The organism is Rhodanobacter umsongensis, from assembly GCF_042654965.1.
GTDB classification, from domain to species: domain Bacteria; phylum Pseudomonadota; class Gammaproteobacteria; order Xanthomonadales; family Rhodanobacteraceae; genus Rhodanobacter; species Rhodanobacter umsongensis.
Genome location: NZ_JBHSMK010000003.1, coordinates 136,217 through 161,159 on the forward strand (window position 1 = coordinate 136,217; position 24,943 = coordinate 161,159).

The 24,943-nt window shown below is 69.2% G+C and carries 10 protein-coding genes and 1 pseudogene; 10 read left to right on the forward strand and 1 reads right to left on the reverse strand.

Going from position 1 to position 24,943, the window contains the following annotated elements; translation table 11 throughout:
- The first annotated feature begins 66 nt into the window (after positions 1–66).
- Positions 67–2,400 carry a beta-N-acetylhexosaminidase gene (locus tag ACFPME_RS05925; protein WP_377303085.1) on the forward strand — a complete coding sequence of 778 codons (2,334 nt, stop codon included), beginning with the start codon at positions 67–69 and terminating at the stop codon, positions 2,398–2,400.
- A 59-nt stretch (positions 2,401–2,459) separates the two neighbouring features.
- Positions 2,460–2,620, forward strand: a pseudogene (locus ACFPME_RS05930) (DUF5009 domain-containing protein); the annotation flags it as partial.
- 224 nt (positions 2,621–2,844) lie between these two features.
- On the opposite strand, the gene ACFPME_RS05935 reads toward ACFPME_RS05930, so the two are convergent.
- On the reverse strand, positions 2,845–7,209 hold the full coding sequence (locus ACFPME_RS05935) for a DEAD/DEAH box helicase (RefSeq protein WP_377303087.1): 4,365 nt from the start codon (positions 7,207–7,209) through the stop codon (positions 2,845–2,847).
- A 151-nt stretch (positions 7,210–7,360) separates the two neighbouring features.
- Here ACFPME_RS05935 and ACFPME_RS05940 point away from each other — a divergent pair, with 151 nt between their 5' ends.
- The 8 genes from ACFPME_RS05940 (at position 7,361) to ACFPME_RS05975 (ending at position 24,940) form a co-directional block, all read left to right on the forward strand.
- Positions 7,361–9,610: a TonB-dependent receptor gene (locus ACFPME_RS05940; protein WP_377303089.1), complete on the forward strand. Its 2,250-nt coding sequence runs from the start codon at positions 7,361–7,363 to the stop codon at positions 9,608–9,610.
- A 111-nt stretch (positions 9,611–9,721) separates the two neighbouring features.
- Entirely contained in the window at positions 9,722–10,540 is an 819-nt protein-coding gene (locus ACFPME_RS05945; RefSeq protein WP_377303091.1) for an alpha/beta hydrolase, read from the forward strand.
- Between the two features lie 105 nt (positions 10,541–10,645).
- Positions 10,646–15,652 carry an alpha-2-macroglobulin family protein gene (locus ACFPME_RS05950; protein ID WP_377303093.1) on the forward strand — a complete coding sequence of 1,669 codons (5,007 nt, stop codon included), beginning with the start codon at positions 10,646–10,648 and terminating at the stop codon, positions 15,650–15,652.
- Between the two features lie 58 nt (positions 15,653–15,710).
- A complete protein-coding gene (gene pbpC, locus ACFPME_RS05955) occupies positions 15,711–18,113 on the forward strand; it encodes a penicillin-binding protein 1C (protein ID WP_377303095.1) in 2,403 nt (800 codons plus the stop codon).
- A gap of 102 nt (positions 18,114–18,215) precedes the next feature.
- Positions 18,216–19,658: a TolC family protein gene (locus ACFPME_RS05960; RefSeq protein WP_377303097.1), complete on the forward strand. Its 1,443-nt coding sequence runs from the start codon at positions 18,216–18,218 to the stop codon at positions 19,656–19,658.
- On the forward strand, positions 19,655–20,764 hold the full coding sequence (locus tag ACFPME_RS05965; RefSeq protein WP_377303099.1) for an efflux RND transporter periplasmic adaptor subunit: 1,110 nt from the start codon (positions 19,655–19,657) through the stop codon (positions 20,762–20,764). The genes ACFPME_RS05960 and ACFPME_RS05965 overlap by 4 nt, the downstream gene beginning before the upstream one ends.
- Complete coding sequence (locus ACFPME_RS05970) at positions 20,761–23,832, forward strand: efflux RND transporter permease subunit (RefSeq protein ID WP_377303101.1); 3,072 nt, start codon at positions 20,761–20,763, stop codon at positions 23,830–23,832. The genes ACFPME_RS05965 and ACFPME_RS05970 overlap by 4 nt, the downstream gene beginning before the upstream one ends.
- Before the next feature lie 73 nt (positions 23,833–23,905).
- Complete coding sequence (locus tag ACFPME_RS05975; RefSeq protein ID WP_377303105.1) at positions 23,906–24,940, forward strand: YncE family protein; 1,035 nt, start codon at positions 23,906–23,908, stop codon at positions 24,938–24,940.
- Positions 24,941–24,943: the final 3 nt, after the last annotated feature.

The window sequence follows — 24,943 nt, forward strand, 5'->3', positions numbered from 1 at the left end:
GATTTTTTTGAAGGCGCCATGATCTTGCCGCGTGGCATCCTGCGACGCTTGCGACGGAGATTGCCGATGACACGCCGTTTGTTCTGCCTGTTCTGCGGATGCCTGTTTGCCGGTGTCGCCCTGGCCGCGGTGCCGGCTAGCGGCCAACACGCTGCCGCGGAAAATGCGATTTCGCTGATCCCGTTGCCGGCCCAGCTCACGGTTGCCGGCGGCATGTTCAATGTCGACGCGCGCATGACCATCGTGGTCGCCGACCATGCCGCGTCGACCCGGCGCACGGCGCGCTACCTGGCCGGGCTGATCGCCCGCACCCGCGGCCTGCATTTGCCGGTGAAGAAAGGCCCCGCAACGGTGCCTGCGATCGTGTTGCTGCGTGATCCGCGCGCGCCGGTGGCGAACCGTGAAGGCTATGCGCTGGATGTCACGCCGCAAGGCATCCGCGTCAGCGCACGCAATGATGCCGGCCTGTTCTATGGCGCGGTGACCCTGTGGCAACTGCTTACGCCGGATGCGCAACGCGGCGCGGTACGGGTGCCGGCCGTGCATATCCGCGACCAGCCGCGCTTTACATGGCGCGGCCTGATGCTGGATTCCGCGCGGCACTTCCAGAGCGTGGCGGAGATCGAGCGGCTGCTGGACCAGCTGGCCGAGCACAAGCTCAACGTATTCCACTGGCACCTCACCGACGACCAGGGCTGGCGCATCCAGATCAAACGCTACCCCGAGCTCACCCGCATCGGCGCGTGGCGCACGCCGCCAGATGCCGGGCACGACGGCGAGCCGGCGCGTTACGGTGGTTTCTATACGCAGGACGAGATCCGCCACGTTGTCGCCTACGCCACCGCGCGGCACATCACCGTCGTGCCGGAGATCGACATGCCCGGCCATGCGCAGGCCGTGGTGGCGGCGTACCCGCAGTTCGGCGTCACCGGCCGGCGTCCGCCGGTGTCGGTCGACTGGGGCGTCAACCCGTACCTGTACAACATCGACGACGCCACATTCCGGTTCATCACCAACGTACTCGACGAGGTGATGGCGCTGTTCCCGTCGAAGTACATCCACGTCGGCGGCGACGAGGCGGTCAAGGACCAGTGGCAGGCTTCCCCCGCGGTGCAGGCGAAGATCCATGCGCTCAGCCTGAAGGACGAGGACGCGTTGCAGGGCTGGCTGATCGATCGCGTCGGCCGCTACCTCGACGCGCACGGTCGCCGGCTGATCGGCTGGGACGAGGTCCTCGACGGCGGCGTGCCGGCCGATGCCACGGTGATGTCGTGGCGCGGCACCAAAGGCGCGATCAAGGCGGCGCAGGCCGGCCACGACGTGGTGCTGTCGCCCGCACCGGACCTGTATCTCGACCAGCTGCAGAGCGACCGCGCCGACGAGACCGCCGGACGCATCCCGGTGCGCGACCTGGCCAGCGTGTACGCGTTCGAGCCAGTGCCGAAGGAACTCGACGCGGCGCAGGCGCAGCACGTGCTGGGCGCGCAGGCGAATGCATGGACCGAGCACATGCCGACGATGAAGCATGTCGAGCACGCGGCGTTCCCGCGCCTCGCGGCGCTGAGCGAGGTCGACTGGTCGCCGGTGGCGGCGCGCGACTGGAGCAGCTTCACCCGCCGGCTGCCGGCGCAGTTCGCACGCTACCGCGCGCAGGGCATCGGCTATGCCGACAGCGCATTCGCGCCGGACATCACGCTGGATCGCAACGCCGCGCTGGCGAGCGGCACGGCGCAGATCAGCCTGTCCACCCAGGCCGGCGCCGGCATCCTGCGCTACACGCGGGACGGCAGCGCACCGGACCAGCACGCAGCGGTCTATGCAGCGCCGTTCGCGGTGAAGCTGCCGGCGACCGTGCAGGCCATGACCTTCGCGGCGGACGGCAGCGTGCTGTCCTCACCGCGCCAACGCGTGCTGTCGCAGGCCAGCCTGCTGAGCCTGCGCGGCAACGAGATGCCGAACTGTCCCGGCAGCGATTTCCGCCTGCGCGTGCAGCCGCTGCCCGACGCCACCTCGCTGGCGCCGGTGTACAGCATCAACGTGTTCAACACCTGCCAGCTGTATCCAGCCACGCCGATGGATGGGCGGGCGTCGATCCACGTCGACGCAGTACGCCTGCCGCGCAACTACGCGCTGGCGCACGAGGCGAAGCTGGTGGTGTCGCGGCCGCATGCCACGCCGTTCGGCGAACTGGTAGTGCACCTGGATCAATGCGGCGGACCGGTACTGGCCAGCATGCCGCTGCCCGATCCGAAGCATGGCGCGCAACGCTTCGTGCTGGATGCGACGTTGCCGGTGCAGCACGGCGAGCACGCGCTGTGCCTGATCTACACCGCGCCGACCGACGGGCCGCTGTACGCGCTGGATCGGGTTGCACTGATGCCGGCTGGAACGAAGCAGTGAACGCATTGCCACGCCGGCTTGCCTCGCTCGACGCGCTGCTCGGCTGCACCGTGGCGCCGATGCTGCTGCTCAACGATCCGGGCGACTGGGATCACGTCTACGCGCCGCGGGAGCATTCGGCGGGAACGGCTGCACGCCGACCGACCTGGTGTTTCCGTTCTTCCTGTTCGTGGTTGGCGTGTCGGTGGCGCTGGCGATCCTGCCGCGGCGGGACAGGGCGCTGCTGATCGGCGCCGTGCTCTCGTTGTCGCTGGGTGCGCTGTGATCGCTGTGGCTGCCGTTCAACAAGAACCTGTGGACGCCATCGGTCGTCGTGTGGACGGCGGGATGGGTCGCGCTGGCGCGCGCCCCACAGCCCGCCGGTCGCGCCCGCCAGCAGGTAACCGATGCCGAAACCCAGTGGAAACAACGGCAGCAGCGGCAAGCATCCCATCGGTCGATTCTTCAGCGCGCCGCCGCCAGTGCATCCGGCAGCGATGGTGTATGGCGCAGCAGGGCATGCTTCGCCAGCTGGGTATCGGCGGTGGACAGCTCGATCAGCGCGATGGGCTTGCCGCCGATCAGCGCGGCGATCGTCACGCCGTCGCGGTACAGCACGCGCGAGCCGGCCAGCGCGGGCACCTTGTCGCCGACCAGCACGGTGCCGACCAGGTTCAGCGGATCGCAGCCGCTGAGGCAGACCAGTTCGCCGTCGTCCGCGCGTGAGCGCACCGCGCGCAGCGGTGCGATCGCCTCGGGCAGGGCGAACTGCTCGCCGACCAGACCTTCGACGAAACGTCCGCCGCGGATTTCGCCGCGCGCCTCCAGCCGGTGGTATACGCGCAGCAGCTCGCGCCACGACGGCAGCCACGGCGCCTCGCGTTCCAGCAGCTTCCAGAACACCACGCCGTAACGGCGCAGCAGGGTGCGGGCGATGTGCTCGATCGCCTCGGGTTCGGGCTTGTCCCTGGCTGTCGCCGTGCCGCGTGCCAACGCCCAGCGCCCCGCATCCTCGATGCCGCCGAACTGGTGCCGGCGCAGCCGTCGATGCCGCCCGCCGTCGCGCTTCGCCGCTGGCAGCAGCAGGGCGCGCAGGCCGACGAAGCTGTCGGCGCTGACCCGACCGGCGGCCACCAGCTCGCCCAGCGCATCCTCCAGTTCAGTGCGCAGAAGGTGGGCGGTATCCAGCAGTTCGTCGAAGAACAGCGCGCCGTGTTCGCGCAGCGCGTCGGCCACCGCCTGCGCGCGCGACGACAACACGATTTCCTGCGTAGTGTCGCCGGAAGCAACGGACGTCCAGACGGCCATGTCGCGTCGCGGCAGCAGCACGATCGGCGTGCTGCGCACCGGGCCGCCGCCGCCGCTGCCGGTGCGCAGGCGCGCCCAGCTGATTCGGCCGGCGCGGCACAATTCATCCAGCCAGCTGATCGAATAGTCCTCGATGCGCGCCGGCAGAAGTTCCGATTCCCAGGCGCCGGCCGCCGCCTCGTAGCCTTCCAGTTGTGCCAGCGTGGCGACCAGCGCGTCGGGTCCGCTCAGCCGGGTCGCCGCCGACACATGCTGCCAGTCGAACAGGAAGCGCATCAGCGCGCGCCGGCTGACCGGCTCGATCTCGCGGCGCAGGCGACCGATGGTGTAGCGGTGGATGCGCGCCAGCAGGTGCCGCTCGCACCACTCGGTGTCCCTGGCATCGGCGGTGAAGCGGCCCTGCATCACGTAGCCTTCGGACTGCAGCCGCAGCAGCGCCTGCTCGACGTCACCGGCGTCGACGTGGATGGATTGCGCCAGTCCGTTCACGGTGACCGGGCCGAGTCCGCCGAGGCGGTGGCGTACCAGTTCCAGCAAGGCGTCCTCGCACGTCCAGGACTGCGCGGCGTATTCGGCGGGCGCGGCGATCGGCGGTTGCATGGGGGCGGCAGGATGCAGTGCCTGCCACAGCGGCAATTGCTCGGCGGACGTCCAGACGTTGCTGAGCCGGGTGGCGCGTCTCGCCTTCGCCAGCGCCTGCAGCCGCTCGTTCCAGCCGGGGTTGGTGGCGACCTCATCGTCGGTGACGAAACCCAGCAGGGTCAGTGCCTCGTGCATCTCGTCGGCATCGCGCACCTGCGGCCAGGCCTCTTCGCGTACCGCGGCGATCGCGTCGGGGTCGAGCCGGCCCAGATCGTCGGCGCCGTCGGCATTCCAGCGACGGGTCTGCACGGCCTGGGTGCGGCGTTCCTCCAGCGGCGCGTCGTCGAGGAAGGCGTACGGCGCCGCGTTCAGCACTTCGGCGGCGAGCGGGCTGGGCGCGGTGAGGTCGCGCGCCACGACGGCAATCTCGCCGCCTTCGAGCTTGCGCAGGATCGCCAGCAGCCCGTCCACGTCCATCGCCTCGCGCAGGCAGTCATGCAGGGTCTGGTTGACCAGCGGGTGATCCGGCACCTCGCGCTCGCCCACGATGTTCTCCAGGCAGGCGACCTGGTCGGGGAAGACCGCGGCGAGCAGGTCCTCGCTCTTCATCCGCTGCAATGGTGGCGGCGTCCTCTTGCCGCCGGTGAAGCGCGGCAGCGCCAGTGCGGTCACCGCGTTCCAGCGCCAGCGCGCCGGGAACAGCGGCGCATCGAGCAGGGCCTGCGTCAGCACGTGCTCGGCGGTGTTCGAGTGCAGGTAGTGCGCCACTTCCTCCAGCGGAAAGCTGTGGCTGGTCGACAGCGACAGCACGATCGCGTCCTCGGTCGCCGCCGCCTGCAGTTCGAAGTTGAACTGGCGGCAGAAGCGCTTGCGCAGCGCCAGCCCCCAGGCGCGGTTGACGCGGCTGCCCCACGGCGTGTGGATCACCAGCTGGGTGCCGCCGGATTCATCGAAGAAGCGCTCCAGCACCAGCGTGTGCTGGCTCGGCAGCACGCCGAGCGCGGCCTTCGCGCGGGCGAGGTAATCGGCCAGTTGCTGCGCGGCGGCTTCATCGAGGCCGAGCTGTTCGCGCAGCCAGGTCATGGCGGCCGGGACGCCGCCGGCGTCGAGTTGTGCGGAGATTTCCTCGCGCAGGCGCGACACGCCGAGCGACAGCTCGTCGCTGCGCCCCGGCGCCTCGCCCAGCCAGAACGGGATGCTAGGTGGCGCGCCGTGCGCGTCCTCCACCCGCAACCGGTCGCGCTCGACGCGCTGGATGCGGTAGCTGGTGTTGCCGAGCTGGAAGATGTCGCCGGCCATGCTCTCGACCGCGAAATCCTCGTTCACCGTGCCCACGATGATCGCCTGCGGTTCCAGTACCACCTTGTAGTCGGCGGTGTCGGGAATGGTGCCGCCGGAAGTCAGCGCGGTGAGCCGCGCGCTGCGCCGCGGGCGCAGCTGCCGGTTCACCGCGTCGCGATGGATGTAGGCCGCGCGCGGCCCCTGGCGGGTGGTGAAGCCTTCGGCAAGCATGCGCACCACTGCGTCGAAATCGGCGCGTGCGAGATCGCGGTACGGGTACGCGCGGCGCACCAGTGCGTACAGCGCATCCTCGTCCCATTCGGCGCAGGCGACCTCGGCGACGATCTGCTGCGCCAGCACGTCGAGCGGCTGCGGCGGCATGACCAGCGCGTCGAGTTCGCCGCGGCGCACGCAGTCGAGCAGGGCGGTGCATTCGATCAGGTCGTCGCGGGTCGCCGGGAACAGCCGCGCCTTCGGCGTGCCGTCGATGCTGTGGCCGGAGCGGCCGGCGCGCTGCAGGAACGCGGCGATCGAGCGCGGCGAGCCGAGCTGGCAGACCAGGTCGACCTCGCCGATGTCGATGCCCAGCTCCAGCGACGCGGTGGCCACCAGCACCTTGAGTTCGCCGCGCTTGAGTCGCTGCTCCGCATCCAGCCGCAGTTCCTTCGCCAGGCTGCCGTGATGCGCCGCCACGTGCTCCTTGCCCAGCCGTTCGGACAGGTGCCGCGCGGCGCGTTCGGCCATGCGCCGCGTGTTGACGAAGACCAGCGTGGTGCGATGCGCCTGCACCAGCTGGGCGAGGCGGTCGTAGACCAGCTCCCAGCTGTCGTTCGACATTACCGCTTCGAGCGGTACCGGCGGCACTTCGATGGCGAGGTCGCGCGGGCGGCTGTGGCCGACGTCGATGATGGTTGCCTTGGTTCCCCCGCTGCTTGCGCCCAAGGGACTTCCTTCGGTCGCCGAGGGGGGCGTCAGGCCAGCAAGCGCGGCGTTCTCGCCGGCGCCGACCAGAAAGTCGGCGACCATTTCGATGGGTTTCTGCGTCGCCGACAAGCCGATCCGCAGCAGCGATCGCTGGCACAGCGACTCCAGCCGCTCCAGCGACAGCGCCAGGTGCGAGCCGCGCTTGCTGCCGGCGATGGCGTGGATCTCGTCGACGATCACCGTGCGCGTTCCCGACAGCATCGCGCGACCGGAGGCCGAGCCGAGCAGCACGTACAGCGACTCCGGCGTGGTCACCAGGATGTGCGGCGGCTGTTTGCGCAGCAGGTTGCGCTCGACCTGCGGGGTGTCGCCGGTGCGCACGGCGGTGCGGATCGCCACATCGGGCAGGCCGAGCTTTTCGAGCTCGGCGCGGATGCCTTCCAGCGGCGCTTCCAGGTTGATGTGGATGTCGTTCGACAAGGCCTTCAGCGGCGACACGTAGACCACGCTGGTGGCGTCGGCCAGTACGCCGCCGTGCGCCACGCCTTCGCGCACCAGCGCGTCGATCGCGGCGAGGAAAGCGGTGAGCGTCTTGCCCGAGCCGGTCGGCGCGGCCACCAGCGTGTGCCGGCCGGCGCGGATCGACGGCCACGCGGCTGCCTGCGCCGCGGTGGGCGCAGGGAAACTGGCGCGGAACCAGTTCGCGACGGCTGGATGGAAGTCTTGCAGTGGCATGGATTCGGGCCCGCTGGGGCAGGGGGCGGGGGTAGATCCTAGATGGGGGCGGATCCGGCCACCGCAAAGGGCGCCGCTCCGTCGCTTCCGCCGCCGCTGCCTGTGTATGACAATACGGATACGTATCGTTGCCTGTCCATTGGGGATAACCATGTCCGTTGCCTGCCCGTCACGTTCCGCCGTGCTTGCCTTGTCGATCGCGCTCGCCCTTGCCCTGCCGATGTCCGCCGCAGTGGCGCAGGAAGCGGCCGCACCGGTCAAGCAGGCCACCAAGACCACCGAGCTGCAGACGGTGAACGTCACCGCCTCGAAACGGGTAGAGAACATGCAGAAGGTGCCGATGGCGCTGACCGTGCTGACGCCGGACAAGCTGGAGGCGTTCGGCCAGGCCGGCGACGGCGTGCTGCAACTGGCTTCGCGCGCGCCCAGCGTGTATGCCGAGACCTCGTACGGGCGCATCTTCCCGCGCTTCTATATCCGCGGCCTGGGCAACAGCGACTTTGACCTCAACGCCTCGCAGCCGGTGTCGATGGTGTACGACGACATCGTGCAGGAGAATCCCATCCTCAAAGGTTTCCCGCTGTTCGATCTGGAGCAGGTCGAAGTGCTGCGTGGCCCGCAGGGCACACTGTTCGGGCGCAACTCGCCGGCGGGCGTGATCAAGTTCGAATCGCGCCGCCCCAGCCAGGAAACCAGCGGCTATGCCCGCGTTTCGTACGGTTCACTCGGCACCGCGAACGCCGAGGCTGCGCTGGGCGGCGCGCTGGGCCAGCACTGGTCCGGCCGCATCTCGGCGCTGGCGCAGCACCGCGACAACTGGATCGACAACACCTATACCGGCAAGAAGGATGCGCTGGGCGGCTACAACGATCGCGCCGTGCGCCTGCAGGCGCTGTACGAGAACGGCGGCTTCAACGCGCTGGTCAGCGCGCATGCGCGCTGGCTGGATGGCACCGCCGAGGTCAACCGGGCCAATGCGATCTCGCTGGGCGGCGATGTCTTCGTGCCGGGCTTCGATCGCGACAAGGTGGCGCAGGACGGACTCAACAAGCAGCACCTGTTCGCCTGGGGCAGCAACCTGCATCTGAACTGGAACGTGGGCGATTACACCTTCACCTCGATCACCGGCCTGGAACGCGCCACCACCTTCAGCCACGGCGACGTCGACGGCGGCTACGGCGCGAGCTTCCATCCGCCGATGGGCCCGGGCTTCATTCCGTTTCCGTCGGAGACCGCGGACGCGCTGCCGCACGATCGCCAGATCACCCAGGAATTCCGCCTCGCCAGCAACCAGCATGACAAGCTCAACTGGCAGGTCGGCACCTACTATTTCGACGAAGACATCGCGATCAGCAATTTCGACTACGCCACGTTCGACAACCACGCGCTGGACGGCTACGCCGTGCAGACCCAGCGCACCAAGGCGTGGGCGGTGTTCGGTTCGGCCAATTACCAGCTCGCCGACGACTTCGAACTGCGCGCCGGTGCGCGCTGGTCGCACGACTCGCGCGACTTCGCGGTGGACCGGTTGTTGTCGCCATTCGGCGCCGGCCCGCTGAAGCTCGCCGCGCAACCGCATGATTCGCGCTGGAGCGGCGACCTCACCGGTACCTGGGCACTGAATCCGAACGTCAACGTCTACGCACGCATCGCCAACGGCTTCCGCGCGCCCAGCGTGCAGGGCCGCGTGCTGTTCGCCGACTTCATCTCGCAGGCCAGGCCGGAGACGATCACCAGCTACGAGCTGGGCGTCAAGACCACCGGCATGGACAACCACGTGCGCTTCAACGCGGACGTCTATAGCTACAACATGCACAACCAGCAGCTCACCGCGGTGGGCGGCGACATCAACGTCACGCGCCTGCTCAATGCCAGCAAGACCCAGGGCTACGGTGCCGAGTTCGACCTGGAGGCGTACCTCACGCCCAACTTCGTGCTCACCGCCGGCGGCAGCTACAACCACACCGAGCTGAAGGACCCGAACCTGGCGGTGGCCGTATGCGGTTCCGGCTGCACCATCCTCGACCCGCTCAGTGCCAACGGCAATGCGCTGGTCTATGGCAATACCCTGCCGAATGCGCCGCTGTGGATCGGCACGCTCACCGCGCGCTACGGCATTCCCTACGGCGACAGTGGCGAGTTCTTCGTCTACACCGACTGGAACTACCGCAGCGAGGTGAACTTCTTCCTGTACGACTCGGCCGAGTTCAAGGGCAAGCCGCTGCTCGAAGGCGGCCTGCGGCTGGGCTACAACTGGGACTACGGTCGCCGCGAAGTCGCCCTGTACGCGCGCAACGTCACCGACAAGCGGGCGATCACCGGTGCCATCGATTTCAACAATCGCACCGCCTTCGTCAACGATCCGCGCGTCGTCGGCGTGGAGTTTCGCGTCGAGCTATAAGGGCCTGCAGACTCACCGCGCCATCATCCGGCGCGCTGAGGCAGAATCGTCTCTTTGCCCGCAAGCGAGCGCGATGTGGATCACCCCGGTCAGCCTGTCGAAACCCACCTGATGTTGACGATGGCCGATGGCCAGCCGCTGTTCCTGCGCGACTGGCCGTTGCCGCAGGCGCGCGGCGCGCTGCTGATCGTGCACGGGCTGGGCGAGCACAGCGGCCGCTATCAGCGGCTGGCGCAATGGTTCAACCAGCGCGGCTATGCGGTGCGCAGCTACGACCAGCGCGGTCACGGGCAGACGCCGGGCCAGCGCGGTGCGCTGCGCCACGGCGATGACTTGCTGGAGGATCTGGCCAGCGTCTACAACGACTACAGCAGCGGGCTGCCGCATGCACCACTGTTGCTCGGCCACAGCATGGGCGGTCTGGTGGCGGCGCGCGCCGTGCTGGATGGTCGGATCACGCCGCCGGCACTGCTGCTGTCGTCGCCGGCGCTGCGCAGCTGGGAGCCGCCATGGCGGGTCAAGCTGGCGCAGGTGCTGAACCGCGTCGCGCCGAACCTGCCGCTGCGCAACGGACTGGATTCCGGCAAGCTCTCGCATGATCCGAACGTGGCGGCCGGCTATCGCAGCGACCCGTTGCGGCATGGCTGGATCACCCCGCGGCTGGCCGACTTCATCTTCCGCGCGGGCGCGAGCTGTATCGCCGATGCCGCCCGTCTGGCGCAGCCGACCTTGCTGCTGGTTGCCGACGGCGACGAGCTGGTCGATCCGTCCGGCAGCCGTGCGTTCGCCCGCAAGGCTGCGGTGAGCGGGCAGCTGACCACGCGCTTCTTCTCGACGCTTTATCACGAGCTGTTCAACGAGGCCGAGCCGGGGCGCAGCCAGGTGCTGATGCAACTGGCGGACTGGCTGGGCCGGCAGCTGCGCGACTGATCTGCCGTCGCCTGACGCCCCGCCGGAATCCCCGCGCCCGATCGGCGCCTCCAAGCCGCCATGATTTGCGGCCATACTCTGCTGCACACCTGGGGGGAGCGTCACATGCTGGATCGATCGTTCGAGTGCTGTTCGCGCCGCGCGTTGTCGCGCGCGCTGTTTCCCTTGCTGCTCGGTCTGCTGGTGAGCGCTTGCGGCGGCAGCCACGATGGCAACAAGCCGGCGTTGCAGGGCGCGCCGGCCGGCAGCACGTCGGCGCAGCAGGCACCGGCGAATGGCAAGACGGCCTTCGCGCTGGTCTCGGCCAGTTCGCGGACCAGCGACTCGCGTACCGCGCTGACCCTGCGCTTCAACGCCGCGCTGGCCTCGGCGCAGGCGTTCGACACGCTGATTGCAGTAACCGGCCCGAACGGCGAAGTGGTCAGTGGCAGCTGGAGCCTCGACAGCGACAGCAAGACGCTGAGCTTCCCGTTCGTGCAATCCGACACGCATTACGCCGTGCAGTTGCAGGCCGGCGTACTGGCGGCCGACGGGCGCACGCTGGGGCACACGGTCAAGCACGACATCTATTCCGGCAACCTGCCGGCCGCGATCGGCTTTGCCTCGCACGGCAGCGTGCTGCCGGCGCGCGGCACCCGCGGCCTGCCGCTGGTGTCGATGAACGTGCACGATGCCGACGTCGAGTTCTTCCGCGTGCACGACGACGCGCTGTCGGACCTGTTCTGCGCTTACCCACGCAACGGCCACCGCGATACCTACGAGCTCGATCACGACGTCAGCAGCTACAACGACTGTGGCCAGGGCGACGATCGCCGCAGCCGGATACCGCTGACCCAGCTGGGCGATTCGGTCTACGCCAACCACTACACGCTGGGCGGCGACGCGAACGAGCGCACCGTGACCTACCTGCCGGTGCAGGACATCCAGCAACTGGCCGAACCGGGCGTGTACGTGGCCGTGGTCAAGGCCGGCGGCACGTTCAAGAACGGCTACGACACCGCGACCTTCTTCGTCAGCGACCTCGGCCTGCACCTGCGCGTGTATCGCGACAACGCACTGCTGCATGTGGCCTCGCTGCGCGACGGCTCGCCGGTCAACGCGGTGAATGTGGAGATCCGCGACGCGCAGGGGCGCAGCAAGCTCAAGGCCACCACCGATGGCGAAGGCAACGCGCTGATCGCGTACAAGGTCAGGCCCTCCGACGTGCTGGTCGCGCGCCACGGCAAGGACGTCTCGGTGCTGCCGTTCAACCGGCCGGCGCTGGACATCTCCAATTTCGACATAAGCGGCCGCAGGCAGGCGCCGTTCGAGGTGTACGCCTGGTCCGGCCGCGACCTGTACCGGCCCGGCGAAACGCTGCGCGCCTCGGCGCTTCTGCGCGACTACGACGGCAAGCCGATGAAGGCGCAGTCGCTGTTCGTGCGGGTCAAGCAGCCCGATGGACGCACCCTGGTGGAAAAGCAGCTGCAGCCGCAGCAGCTCAACTACTTCGAGCTGAGCCAGGCGATTCCGGCCGATGCGCCGACCGGCCTGTGGCAGCTGGAATTCCGTCTGGATCCAGCGGCCAAGGACACGGTGCAGGCCTTTCCATTCCACGTCGAGGAGTTCCTGCCGGAGCGGCTCAAGGTCGAGTTGTCCAGCGCGCAGCAACGGCTTGCCCCGGACGAGCCGCTCAGGCTGAAGGTTGCCTCCAGCTATCTGTACGGCGCGCCGGCGGACGGCAATCGTTTCACCGCGAAGCTGCTGGTGGCGCCCGAGGTGCACCCGCTGGCGAACATGGCCGATACGTTCTTCGGCGATCCCACGGTCGAGCTGCCGAAGAGCGCCGACGACGTGGTCGACGCCAAGCTCGATGCGCAGGGCGTGCTGGAGCAGGACGTGGCCTTGCCCGATGACGTCAAGCCGGTAGCTCCGCTGGCGGTGACGCTTTCGGGCAGCGTGTACGAAAGTGGCGGTCGCGCCGTCACCCGCCTGCTCAAGCGCACCTATTGGCCGGCGGGCACCCTGGTCGGCGTGCGCCCGTTGTTCGACCCCAAGCAGGGCGCCGAGAGCGAGGCGCCGGCCGGCTTCGAAATCGTGCGCGCCGACGCCGACGGCAAGCGGGTTGCCGGGGCGCATCTGAAGGTGCGGCTGCAACGCGAACTGCGCGATTTCTACTGGCTCTACGAGCGCGACGGCGGCTGGAAATCCGACGCCAACCAGCGCCTGCAGCTGATCGAGGAAAAGGACGTCGACGTGACCGCCGGCCAGTCGACCCACGTCGAATTCCCGGTCGAGTGGGGCAGCTATCGGGTCGAGGTGTACGACCCGCAGACCAAACTGACCACGGTATTCCCGTTCTTCGCCGGCTACAGCTGGGACGACGAAAACCTGGGCAAGGAGGCGCGCCCGGACAAGGTCAAGCTGGCGCTGGACAAGGGCCGCTACCACGCCGGCGACACCCTGAAGGTCACCGTGACGCCGCCGCACGACGGCCCCGGTGTGCTGCTGGTCGAATCGGATCATCTGCTCTACACCAGGAACATCGACGCGAAAGCCGGCGCCACCTTCGAGATCCCGGTGACCAAGGACTGGGAGCGTCACGATGTATACGTGGCGGCGATGGTGTTTCGCGGCGGCGAAGCCAGCGAACACACCACGCCGGCGCGCGCGATGGGCATCGAATACGTGGCGATGGATCGCAGCGACCGGCGCATCCCGCTCAAGCTCGCCGCGCCAACCATGATGCGGCCGGGCCATCCACTCGACGTCAGCGTGCAGGCGCCGAGCCTGGCCGGCCAGAAAGCTTTCGTCACGCTGTCGGCGGTCGACCAGGGTGTGCTCAACATCACCGACTACCCGGTGCCCGACGCGTGGGCCTGGATGTTCGCCAAACGCGCGCTCGGTGTCGATGCGTATGACCTGTACAGCCGCATCATCGAGGCAATGGATGGCGGACAGGCCAAGCTGCGCTATGGCGGCGACCTCAGCGGCAAGGCACTGCCGAAGGCCACCCGGCTCAACCCGAAGGTGCAGATCGTCGATCTGTTCGCCGCGCCGGTCGCGTTCGACGCGCAGGGCAAGGCGATGCTGCATGTCGACGTGCCCGACTTCAACGGCAGCCTGCGCCTGGCGGCACTGGCCTATACCGACAGCCGCTACGGCAATGCCGACAGTGCGGTCACCGTGCGGGCGCCGCTGGTGGTCGAGCCCAGCACGCCGCGCGTCATGGCCGCAGGCGACAAGGCGGCGATCAGCCTGGACCTGAAAAACCTATCCGGCAAGGACGGCACCGCCAAGGTCAGCGTCAAGGGCGGTGGCCCGATCAGCATCGAGCAGGCCACCCGCAGCGTGGCGTTGAAGGACGGCGCCGGCACCACCCTGAGCATGCCGGTGACCGCCGCGGCTGGTGCAGCGGTGGCAACGGTCGACATCCATGCCGAGCTGAATGACTACAAGGTCGACCGCCACTTCGAGTTCGCGGTGCGCCCGGCGTGGCCGGAAACGGTGAGCACCACGCCGCTGGCGCTCGAAGCCGGCAAGCCCGAACGCTTCGGTGCCGCCGCGATCGCCGGCCTGCTGCCAGCCACGGTGCACGCGCGGATCACCCTGAGCACCTTGCCGCCGCTGCCGTACGCCTCGGCGCTGCGCAGCATCCTGGATTATCCGTATGGTTGCATCGAGCAGACCACCAGCAAGGGCTACGCCGCCTTGATTCTGGACGGCCAGACGGCCAAGGCGCTGGGCGCGGAGGTGATGACCGACGCGGTGCGCCAGTCCGCGGTGGACAGCGCGCTGGCGCGGATCGCCTCCTTCCAGGCCAGCAACGGCCACTTCAGTTTCTGGGGCGGTACCAGTCCGATCGAGACGTTCACCACGCCGTATGTGGTCGACTTCATGCTCGACGCGCGCGACGGCGGTTTCGCGGTGCCGCAGGAGGTCCTGCAGAAATCGCTACAGCGCCTCAACGACGACCTGCTTGCCGGCGGCCACCCGTACTACGGCTACGAGCACCACGACCACCTGCGCATCGCCGACGAGGCGTATTCGGGTTTCGTGCTGGCGCGGGTCAACCGGGCGCCGCTGGGCACGCTGCGGGCGATCTTCGACAACGACCGCAGCAAGCTGGTCGGTCCGCTGCCGCTGGTGCACCTGGGCGTCGCGCTGAAGCTGATGGGCGACAACGAGCGTGCGCAGAAGGCGATCACCGAGGCGTTTGCCTGGAGCAAGGAGCGGCCGTGGTACGTCGGCGACTACGGCTCGGACCTGCGCGATCTCGCGCTGATGGTCGCGCTCACCCACAGCTACGGCATGAACAAGCCCGAGTACGACGCGAAGCTGATCGACTGGGCGCGCAACGCCAGCGCCAACGTGCGCCAGCGCCAGCAACAGGACAAGGACTATCGCTGGTCATGGTCGTACCTCAGCACGCAGGAACAGGCGGCGATCGCCCGCGTGGCGCGCGCGTTCGATGCGAAGAGCAACGCGCCGCTGGCCGCCTCGATCACGGCCGGCGGCAAGACCGAGCCGGCGCCGGATCGGCGCGTGTGGAGTCGTGAGCTGACCGTGGCCGAACTCGACGCCGGCGTCACCGTGCAGCCGACCAGCGCGGCGGCGATCTTCGCCACCCTGGACGTCGCCGGCATCCCGCAGAAGGCGCCGCCGGCCGATTCCAGCCAGATCGACGTGCGCCGCAGCTACTTCACCACCGACGGCAAGCCGTGGAGCGGCGGGCAGCTGAAGGAAGGCGACACGCTGATCGTCGAGCTGAGCATCGAGGCGCGCATGGACATCCCCGATGCGCTGGTCACCGACCTGCTGCCCGGCGGACTGGAAGTGGAGAATCTCAACCTCGGCGGCGCGCAACAGTGGGAAGGCGTGGTGATCGACGGCATCGATCTGGACCAGCACGCCTCGGCCGCGGAGATCCAGCACGAGGAATACCGCGACGATCGCTACGCCGCCGCACTGAAGCTGGGCCGCGGCGACAAGGCGCACGTGTTCTACCTGGTGCGCGCGGTGACTCCCGGTACGTACACCGTACCGCCGCCGCTGGTGGAGGACATGTACCGGCCCGCCGTGCGCGGCATCGGCAACGTCGCGCCGGCCAGGCTGACCGTGATCGAGCCGTAATGACATCGCATCCACGCGACCGCTCCGCGTGGATGCGCATGCCGGTTCGATGATCACCATGGCGAACCCCCGATCCGATGCGCCCGTGCCGCCGCGCCGTTCGCGGTCGCGGCGCTGGTTGCGCCACAGCGTCATCGGCATCGGCGTGCTGCTGCTCGCCGCGTTGCTGCTCGACCGGTTGTTTCCCTTGCATCTGCCAGCGCCCGACACCGGCAGCACGGTGGTGCTGGCGCGCGACGGCACGCCGCTGCGCGCGTTCGCCGACAGCGACGGCGTGTGGCGCTATCCGACCAGCGCCAGGCAGGTATCGCCGCTGTATCTGGCGGCCTTGCTGCACTACGAGGATCGCTGGTTCTACCGGCATCCCGGCGTCAATCCGTATGCGCTGGCGCGCGGTTTCGCCGGCGGGTTGCGGCATGGACATATCGTGTCGGGCGGCTCGACCCTGACCATGCAGGTGGCGCGGATCATCCAGCCCATCTCGTCGGAGTTCGGCCCGCATACCTTCCGCGGCAAGTTGGTGCAGATCCTGCGCGCGCTGCAGCTGGAGGCGCATCTGGACAAGGCGCAGATCCTGGACCTGTATCTCAACCACGCACCGTTCGGTGGCCCGATCGAAGGTGTCGAGGCAGCGTCGTGGGCGTATCTGGGCAAGCCGGCCAGCCAGCTCTCGCGTGCCGAAGCGGCCTTGCTGGCGGTGCTGCCGCAATCGCCAAGCCGGTTGCGCCCGGACCGTCATCCCGAAGCCGCACGCGCTGCGCGCGACAAGGTGCTCAAGCGCATGCGCGACCTCGGCGTATGGAGCGCCGCGCAGGTGCGTGATGCGGCGATCGAGCCGGTGGTCGCGCGTTCGCTGCGCGCGCCCCTGTCCGCCGCGCTGCTGGCCGAGCGCCTGCACCAGCAACAGCCGCAGGTGCGGCGCATCGTCAGCACCATCGACGCGAACCTGCAGCGCGCCGCCGAGGAGCGCGTCATCGCGTATCTGTCGAGCCTGCCGCCGCGCACGTCGGCCGCGGTGCTGGTGGTCGACAACGCCACGCTGGAGGCACGCGCCTACGTCGGCACCGCCGAGTTCGCCGACCCGGTCAGGCTCGGCCACGTCGACATGGTGCGTGCGCCGCGTTCGCCCGGTTCCACGCTGAAGCCGTTCCTGTACGGCCTGGCGCTGGACGATGGCCTGATCACCTCCCAAAGCCTGCTGGTCGACGCACCGCAGGACTTCGGCGGCTACAAGCCGGGCAATTTCGACGAGGCGTTCAGCGGCCCGGTCGGCGTCGCCGAGGCGCTGCAGCGCTCGCTCAACGTGCCGGCGGTCGACGTGCTCGATCGGGTGGGGCCGGTCCGCTTCGTGGCGCGGCTGGCCAATGGCGGCATCGACCTGGGCCTGCCCGACGGCGCAAAGCCGAACCTGTCGATCATCCTCGGCGGTGCCGCGACGCGACTGGAGAACCTGGTCGGCGCGTACACCGCGTTCGCCAATGGCGGCATCGCGGGCACGCCGCGCTACACCCCGGAGCAATCGGCGCAGCCGCGCCGGCTGCTGTCGCCGGGCGCGGCGTGGATCATCCGCGACATCCTCGCCAGCAATCCGGCCGACGTCGAAGGTGCGCCGCTGGAAGGCGCGATCAATCGACACGGCAACGTGGCATGGAAGACCGGCACCAGTTACGGCTACCGCGATGCGTGGGCGATCGGCGTCACCGACCGCTGGACCGTCGGCGTATGGATCGGGCGCCCGGACGGCACGCCCTCGCCCGGCCAGTACGGTGCAGTGACCGCGCTGCCGCTGCTGTTCCAGATCGACGACATGCTGCCGCAACGCGGCGGACGGAGGCATGCCGCGCCGCCGGCCAGCGTGCGTGCGGCCGACATCTGCTGGCCGCTCGGCGGCGCTGCCGCCGCCACGCCGCCGACGCAATGCCGGCAACGCCGCACGGCGTGGGTGCTCGACGGCGCGCTGCCGCCCACGTTCGCCGAGCGCGACCTGGGCGCGTGGAGTGCCGGACTGCTCACCGTGCGCGTCAACGACGAGGGCCAGCGCCTGAGCGGCGCCTGTCACGCCGGTCGGGAGCGCACGCTGCAGATCGCGCGCTGGCCGGCGTTGGCCACGCCGTGGTTGAGCGTGGACGACCGCCGACATGCGGCGCTGCCGCCACTGGCTCCCGGCTGCGCCGCCGACTCGCTCGATGTCGCCAGCCCGATCCGCATCGTCGGCCTCGGCGACGGTGTCACCCTGCGCCAGGCACCGAACAGCGACCAGCCGCTGCGCGTCACGCTGCGCGCGCTCGGTGCGCAGGGCAGCGTGCAGTGGCTGCTCAACGGTCGCCTGCAAGGCAGCAGCGAAGGCGCCGCGCCGCTGTCGCTCACCCTGGCGCAAGCGGGCGATTACCGGGTGACCGCACTCACCGGCGACGGCGCGTTCGCCACCATCACGCTGCACGTGGTCGTTCCACGCCCATGAGCGTGACGCGACAGTTGAATGCAACAAGCCAGGAAAGACAGCGCTGGCGCGCCCGGCGGCGTCCTTAAGAAAGAACTAAGCGGGTGGAAGCGAGAATGCGCCATGCCTCCCGCTTTCCAACCTCGCCGCGTCGCCGCTGCAATGTCGCGCCGCTCGCCTGCTTCGCGCCGTCTCGCCACGTGGCCGGCGCTGGCCACCGCGCTCACGCTGGCGCTGTCCGGCTGCGCCACCTATGCGCCCTCGCCGCTGGGCCGCGGCGAAGGCGCCGCCAGCGTGGCGCAACTGGTCGCGCCGATGGCGAACATGCCGGTGCCGACACTGGCCACGCACCGCCTCGACCCGTCCGATGGGCTGGACGTGACCGAAGTGGCGATGCTGACGCTGGCGAACAGTCCGGCATTGAAACTCAAGCGCGATGCACTGGGCGTAGCCAGCGCACAGGCCTTCGCCGCCGGTCTGCTGCCCGATCCGCAACTGAGTCTGGGCGAGGATTTCCCCCGCCATTCCGGCGGCGGCCTGAGCACCGCCTACAGCCTCGGCCTCAGCGCGGACATCACTGCGTTCCTGACGCGCTCGTCGCGCACGGCGGTGGCGCGCAGCCAGGCCGAGCAGGTGAATCTCGATCTGCTGTGGGCCGAGTGGCAGGCAGTGGCGCAGGCGCGGCTGCTGTTCGATCAGGTGCTGAGCCTGCGCGCGCAGCAGGCCCTGCTGCAATCCGAGCAGGCGGCGCTAGCGCCGATCGGCCAATACATCGACGCAGCCTTGCGTGCGGGCAACCTCACCTACGACAGCGCCAGTGCCGGCCTGAACGCCGGCGCGGACGTGCACAAACGGCTGGCCGACAACGCCATCGCCCTGCATCAGGCCGACAGCGATCTGCATGTGCTGCTGGGCCTGGCGCCGATGGCGCCGCTCGATCTGGTCGGTGCGCCTTATCAGATTGCGCCGACACCGGCCCAGCTGCAGCAGGCGCTGGTCGACCTGCCGGCGCGGCGGCCGGACCTGCTCGCGCTGCAGGCCGGCTATCAGTCGCAGGAAGCGAAACTGCGCGCCGCCGTGCGGGCGCAGTTCCCCGCGCTGACCATCGGCTTCAGCACCGCGCGCGACACCAGTGCCGTCTACAGCAACGGATTCAACATCGGCATCACGCTGCCGCTGTTCGATCGCAACCGCGGCACTATCGCGATCGAACAGGCGACCCGCCAGCAACTCAGGGACGATTACAGCGCGCGCCTGCTGGCTACGCGCAGCGACATGCAGCGCCTGCTGGCCGACCTGGACACGCTGCAACGCCAGCACAGCGCGCTGGCCGCACATGCCGCGCAACTGGACGATGCGCGCCGCGTCGCCGAGCGGGCGTGGCAGCGGAACCTGCTGGATTGGCCGACGTATCTGGCGATACGCGGCAACGCACTCGGCGCCGATCTCGATCTGCTGGCCGTGCGGCAGCAACAGGCCACGCAGGCCATCGCGCTGCAGGCATTGCTTGGCAACACCGATCTGGTGACTACCCAGCCCGCCCCTGCCGAAGTGGCCACGCCATGAATCATTCGTTGCTGTTGCCATGCCTGTGCGGACTGTTGCTGCTGGGCGGGCTGGCCGGCTGCAGCCACCCCGCGCCGGACGCGGAAGATGCCGCCGGCGCCAGCGGCCAGGTTGCCGTGACCACGACCATGCCGGTGCAGCAGACCTTTCACGACACCGTCGAAGCCTGGGGCAGCGCCGTGGGCGATCCCCGCCGCGCGCGCGCGATCAGCCTCGCGCATGCCGGCCAGGTGGTGGCGGTGAACGTGGCGGCCGGGCAGACCGTCGAACGCGGCCAGTCGCTGCTGACGATCACGCCCGATGCGGCCGCGCGCAATGCCTGGCGGCAGGCGCAGAGCGCACTGACCCTGGCGGCAGGCGAACTCAGGCGCACCGGGCAGCTGGCCGCGCAGCGGCTGGCCACGCAATCGCAGCTGGCCAGCGCGCGCAAGGCGCTCGCCGATGCACAAGCGGCGCTCGAAGCGCAGCGCACGCTGGGCGGCAGCGCGCCGGAAGAAGCCGTCAATGCACCGGCCGACGGCGTGGTGACCTCGCTCGACGTGAGCCTGGGCGAGCGCTTCGCCGCGAACGCGCCGCTGCTGGGTTTCACCCCTGCACGGGCGCTGGTCGCCCAACTCGGCGTGCAGCCGGAGGCGGGGCCCGGCCTGCGCCCGGGCATGCCGGTGCAGCTGCACAGCGTCTACGACGCGGCGACGACTTTTGTCGGCACGCTGCGCATGATCGGCCAGGCGGTCGATCCGCAGACCCATCTGTTGAGTGCGCAGGTCGAGCTGCCGGCCGATGCCGGCGCGACGCTGGTGGCGGGTACGGCGCTGGCCGCGCAGATCCGCACGACCGACTTCACTGCCTGGGCGGTGCCGCGCGCGGCCGTGCTGCACGACGGGAAGGGCGATTACCTGTTCCAGCTCAGGCAGGGTCATGCCAAACGCATCGCCGTGAAGCTGCGCAGCCCCGATGGCGACACCGTCGGCGTCCAGGGCGCGCTCGATGCGCGGGTGCCGGTGATCGTGCTGGGCGTGTACGAGCTCGATGACGGCGACGCCGTGCAGGCGCAGCGTGCGGCACCTGCGGCATCGACGTCCGCCGCGCGCGGTGCGCCACGGTGAGCATCGCCGAGTGGATGCAGGGGCATCGCCGTTCGCTGCTGTTCCTGGTCCTCATGCTGACCATCGGCGGCATCGCCAGCGCGCTGTTCATGCCGGTGGCGCTGTTCCCCAACGTGGCGTTCCCGCGCGTGCAGTTGACGCTGGATGCGGGCGATCGGCCGGCCGACCAGATGGCGGTCGAAGTGACCACGCCGGTGGAGGCGGCCGTGCGCCGGGTGCGCGGCGTGCGCGACGTGCGCTCGACCACCAGCCGCGGCAGTGCCGATGTCGCGATCACGTTCGACTGGGGCGCGGACATGGCCGCGGCGCTGCAGGAGATCAACGCAGCGGCCGGGCAGATCCTGCCGCAGCTGCCGGCTGGCACCCAGCTCAGCACCCGCCGGATGGACCCGACCACGTTCCCGGTACTGGCCTACAGCCTGCGTTCGCACACCCTGTCGCCCAGCGCGCTGCATGACCTGGCGCAGTACCAGCTGCGTCCGTTGCTGAGCGGCATCAATGGCGTCGCCCATGTCGACGTGCAGGGCGGCGAGGTCGCCGAGTTCCATGCCGATGTCGACCCGGCCCGGCTGCGCGCGCTGAATCTGAGCCTGGACGATGTCACCAAGGCGGTCACCCAGGCCGCCACGATCCAGGCTATGGGCCGCGTGTCGGATCACTACAAGCTGTACCTGTTGCTGGCCGACAACCAGCCGGCCACGGTCGCCGCGCTGCGCGACGTCGTGGTGCGCGCGGGCCCCGCCGGCGTGGTGCGCCTGGGCGACGTGGCCGCGGTCAGTCTCGATCACGTGCCGCAGTGGATCCGGGTCAACGCGGACGGCCAGAACGCGGTGCTGCTGCAGGTGTATCAGCAGCCCGACGGCAACAGTGTGCAGATCGCCGGCGACGTGAAGCAGCGGCTGGCCGAGTACGCCCCGCAGATGCCCGCCGGCGTGCGCATCGCCAACTGGTACGACCAGACCCAGCTGGTGACCGGCGCGGCCAGCAGCGTGCGCGATGCGATCCTGATCGGCATCGTGCTGGCCGGGCTGGTGCTGTTCGTGTTCCTGCGCAACACGCGGGTGATCCTGGTGGCGCTGATCGTGGCGCCGGCGGTGCTGGCGATCACCGTGCTGCTGCTGTCGGTGCTCGGCATGAGCTTCAACATGATGACGCTGGGCGGCATGGCCGCCGCCGTCGGTTTGATCATCGACGACGTGATCGTGATGCTCGAGCACATCATGCGCCGGCTGCATCAGGGCGAAGGCGCGATGCGCGGACGCATCGCCGGCGCGGCGCGCGAGTTCACCCGCCCGCTGAGCGGATCCAGCGCCGCCACCGTGGTGATCTTCCTGCCGCTGGCGTTCCTGTCCGGCGTCACCGGCGCGTTCTTCAAGGCGCTGTCGCTGACCATGGCCAGCGCGCTGATCATCTCCTGGCTGCTGACCTGGATCGCGGTACCGCTGCTGGCCGAGCGTTTCCTCGACGCGGCCCATGCGGTCGAGCGGCCGCAGGGGCGTTTCACCCGCGGCATGATGGAGCGCTATCAAGCCGTGCTGCAGCGCTGGCTGAGACGGCCGTTGCTCGCGCTGCTGCTGGTGGTGCCGTTGCTGCTGCTGGGTGGCGTGGCGTACACGCAGGTGGGCACCGGCTTCATGCCGAAAATGGACGAGGGCGGCTTCATCCTCGACTACCTGTCCGGCCCCGGCACCTCGCTGCAGGAGACCGATCGCCTGCTCAACCAGGTCGAGGCGATCATTCGCGCCAATCCGGCCGTCGACACCTACTCGCGGCGCACCGGCCTGCAACTCGGCGGCGGTCTCACCGAGGCGAACCAGGGCGACTTCTTCGTGCGCCTGAAAAGCGGCACGCGGCCTTCGACCGAGAAGGTGATGACGCAGGTGCGCACCGCGGTCGAACAGAAGGTGCCCGGACTGGACATCGAGCTGTCGCAGCTGATGGAAGACCTGATCGGCGACCTGGTGGCGGTGCCGCAGCCGATCGAGATCCAGCTGTACAGCGACGACGCCGGCCAGCTCGGCGCCACCGCCGGCAGGGTGGCCGCCGCGATCGGCAAGATCAACGGCGTGGTCGGCGTGCGCAACGGCATCAACCCGGCCGGCGACGCGCTGACGGTGCAGGTGGATCCGGCCAGGGCCGCGCTCGAAGGGCTCGACCCGGTCAGCGTCGCCGACCAGGTGGCGGCGGCGATCGACGGCACCGTGGCCGCGCAGCTGCCGGCAGGCAGCAAGGTGATCGGCGTGCGCGTGCGTTTGCCGGAGCAGGCGCATCGGCGGCTGGAACAGATCGCCGCGCTGCCGATCCGCGCCGGCGATGGCCATCTGTTTCCGCTGTCGCGGGTGGCCGCGCTGAAGCAGGTGCAGGGCCAGCCGGAGATCACCCGCGACAATCTCAAGCGGATGGTCGCGGTCACCGGCCTGATCAGCGGGCGCAGCCTCGGCGCCACCATCGCGGACGTCAAGAAGACGCTGGCGCAACCCGGCCTGCTGCCCAAGGGCATGTTCTTCCAGCTCGGCGGGCTCTACCAGCAACAGCAGCAGGCCTTTCGCGGACTGACCATCGTGATGCTGGCGGCGATCGCGCTGGTGTTCACCCTGCTGCTGTTCCTGTACGAGAGTTTCCGCGTGGCGCTGACCATCCTGGCGATGCCGCTGCTGGCGATCCCGGCGGTGTTCGCCGGGCTGTGGCTGACCGGCATCGAGCTGAACATCTCGGCGATGATGGGCATGACGATGATCGTCGGCATCGTCACCGAGGTGGCGATCTTCTACTTCTCCGAGTTGCAGCAGGTTGAACGGGAGCAGGCCGCGGAGAACAACATGGCCCTGCACGACGCGTTGCACGAGGCCGGGCAGCACCGCACGCGGCCCATCCTGATGTCCACGCTGGCGGCGATCCTGACCTTGCTGCCGCTGGCGCTGGCATGGGGTCAGGGCTCGCAGATGCAGCAGCCGCTGGCGGTGGCGATCATCTCGGGCATGCTGGTGCAGTTGCCGCTGGTGTTGCTGGTGATGCCGGTGCTGTACTCGCGGCTGCGACGCCGCGACGCCAGGCCGACGGTCGGCTAAGCCGGACCTAAGCCGGCGCCCACATGCTGGACCGGTCACGCCTGCCATCCTCCACCACGCCAAAGGTGTCGCCATGCAACGATGGTTCTGCACCCTGCTGCCGCTCTCGCTGGTGTTGCTCGCCGGCCTGCCGCCCGCCGCCGCGGCCGCGGCGCCCGCCGCGAATCTCCGGGTGCTGTCGCACCTGCCGCTGGGGGGTGCGGGTGGCTGGGACTACCTGAGTTTCGACGCGCAGCACCGCCATCTCTTCGTCAGTCGCGGCGATCGCGTGCTGGTGATCGACGTCGACGCGAACAAGCAGCTCGGCAGCATCGCCGGCACCGCCGGCGTACACGGCATCGCCATCGCGCCGGACCTGCGGCGCGGCTTCACCAGCAACGGCAGGAGCGCATCGGTGACGGTGTTCGATCTGGACACGCTCGGAACCGTCGCGACGATCACGGGCACCGGCCAGAACCCCGACGCCATCCTCTACGACCCTGCCTCGCATCACGTACTCACGTTCAACGGCAGGAGCGGCACGGCCAGCGTGATCGACCCGGCGAAGCATACCGTGACCGCCACCATCGCCTTGCCGGGCAAGCCGGAGTACGCGGTGGCCGACGGCGCCGGCCATGTGTATGTGAACATCGAGGACAAGTCCGAACTGGTGCAGCTCGATTCGCTGCACGACAAAGTGCTCGACGTGTGGCCGCTGGCACCGTGCGAATCACCCAGCGGCCTGGCCATCGATACCGCGCATCATCGGCTGTTCTCGGTATGCGACAACCGCACGATGGCGATCACCGATGCCATCAACGGTCATCACGTGGCCACTGTCGCGATCGGCGATGGCCCGGACGGTGTGGTGTTCGACGCCGCGGATGCGATGGTCTACAGCTCCAACGGCGAGAGCGGCACGATCACGGCGGTGCACGAGGACGACCCGGACCACTTCACGGTGACGGTGACCATCCCGACCCAGGTCAGTGCCCGCACGCTCGCACTCGACCCGAAGCTGCACCGGCTGTACCTCTCCGCCGCGCGCCTGGGAACCACCCGGCAGGCCAATGGCCGTCCGACCATCGCGCCGGGCAGCTTCGGCATCCTCACCGTCGGCCGGCGCTGAACC

Coding starts and splice junctions, on each gene's coding strand:
- pbpC (WP_377303095.1), top strand. CDS start 15,711: ATGGCGAACCCCCGATCCGATGCGCCCGTGCCGCCGCGCCGTTCGCGG.
- ACFPME_RS05935 (WP_377303087.1), bottom strand. CDS start 7,209: ATGCCACTGCAAGACTTCCATCCAGCCGTCGCGAACTGGTTCCGCGCC.
- ACFPME_RS05960 (WP_377303097.1), top strand. CDS start 18,216: ATGCCTCCCGCTTTCCAACCTCGCCGCGTCGCCGCTGCAATGTCGCGC.
- ACFPME_RS05965 (WP_377303099.1), top strand. CDS start 19,655: ATGAATCATTCGTTGCTGTTGCCATGCCTGTGCGGACTGTTGCTGCTG.
- ACFPME_RS05945 (WP_377303091.1), top strand. CDS start 9,722: ATGTTGACGATGGCCGATGGCCAGCCGCTGTTCCTGCGCGACTGGCCG.
- ACFPME_RS05950 (WP_377303093.1), top strand. CDS start 10,646: ATGCTGGATCGATCGTTCGAGTGCTGTTCGCGCCGCGCGTTGTCGCGC.
- ACFPME_RS05925 (WP_377303085.1), top strand. CDS start 67: ATGACACGCCGTTTGTTCTGCCTGTTCTGCGGATGCCTGTTTGCCGGT.
- ACFPME_RS05975 (WP_377303105.1), top strand. CDS start 23,906: ATGCAACGATGGTTCTGCACCCTGCTGCCGCTCTCGCTGGTGTTGCTC.
- ACFPME_RS05940 (WP_377303089.1), top strand. CDS start 7,361: ATGTCCGTTGCCTGCCCGTCACGTTCCGCCGTGCTTGCCTTGTCGATC.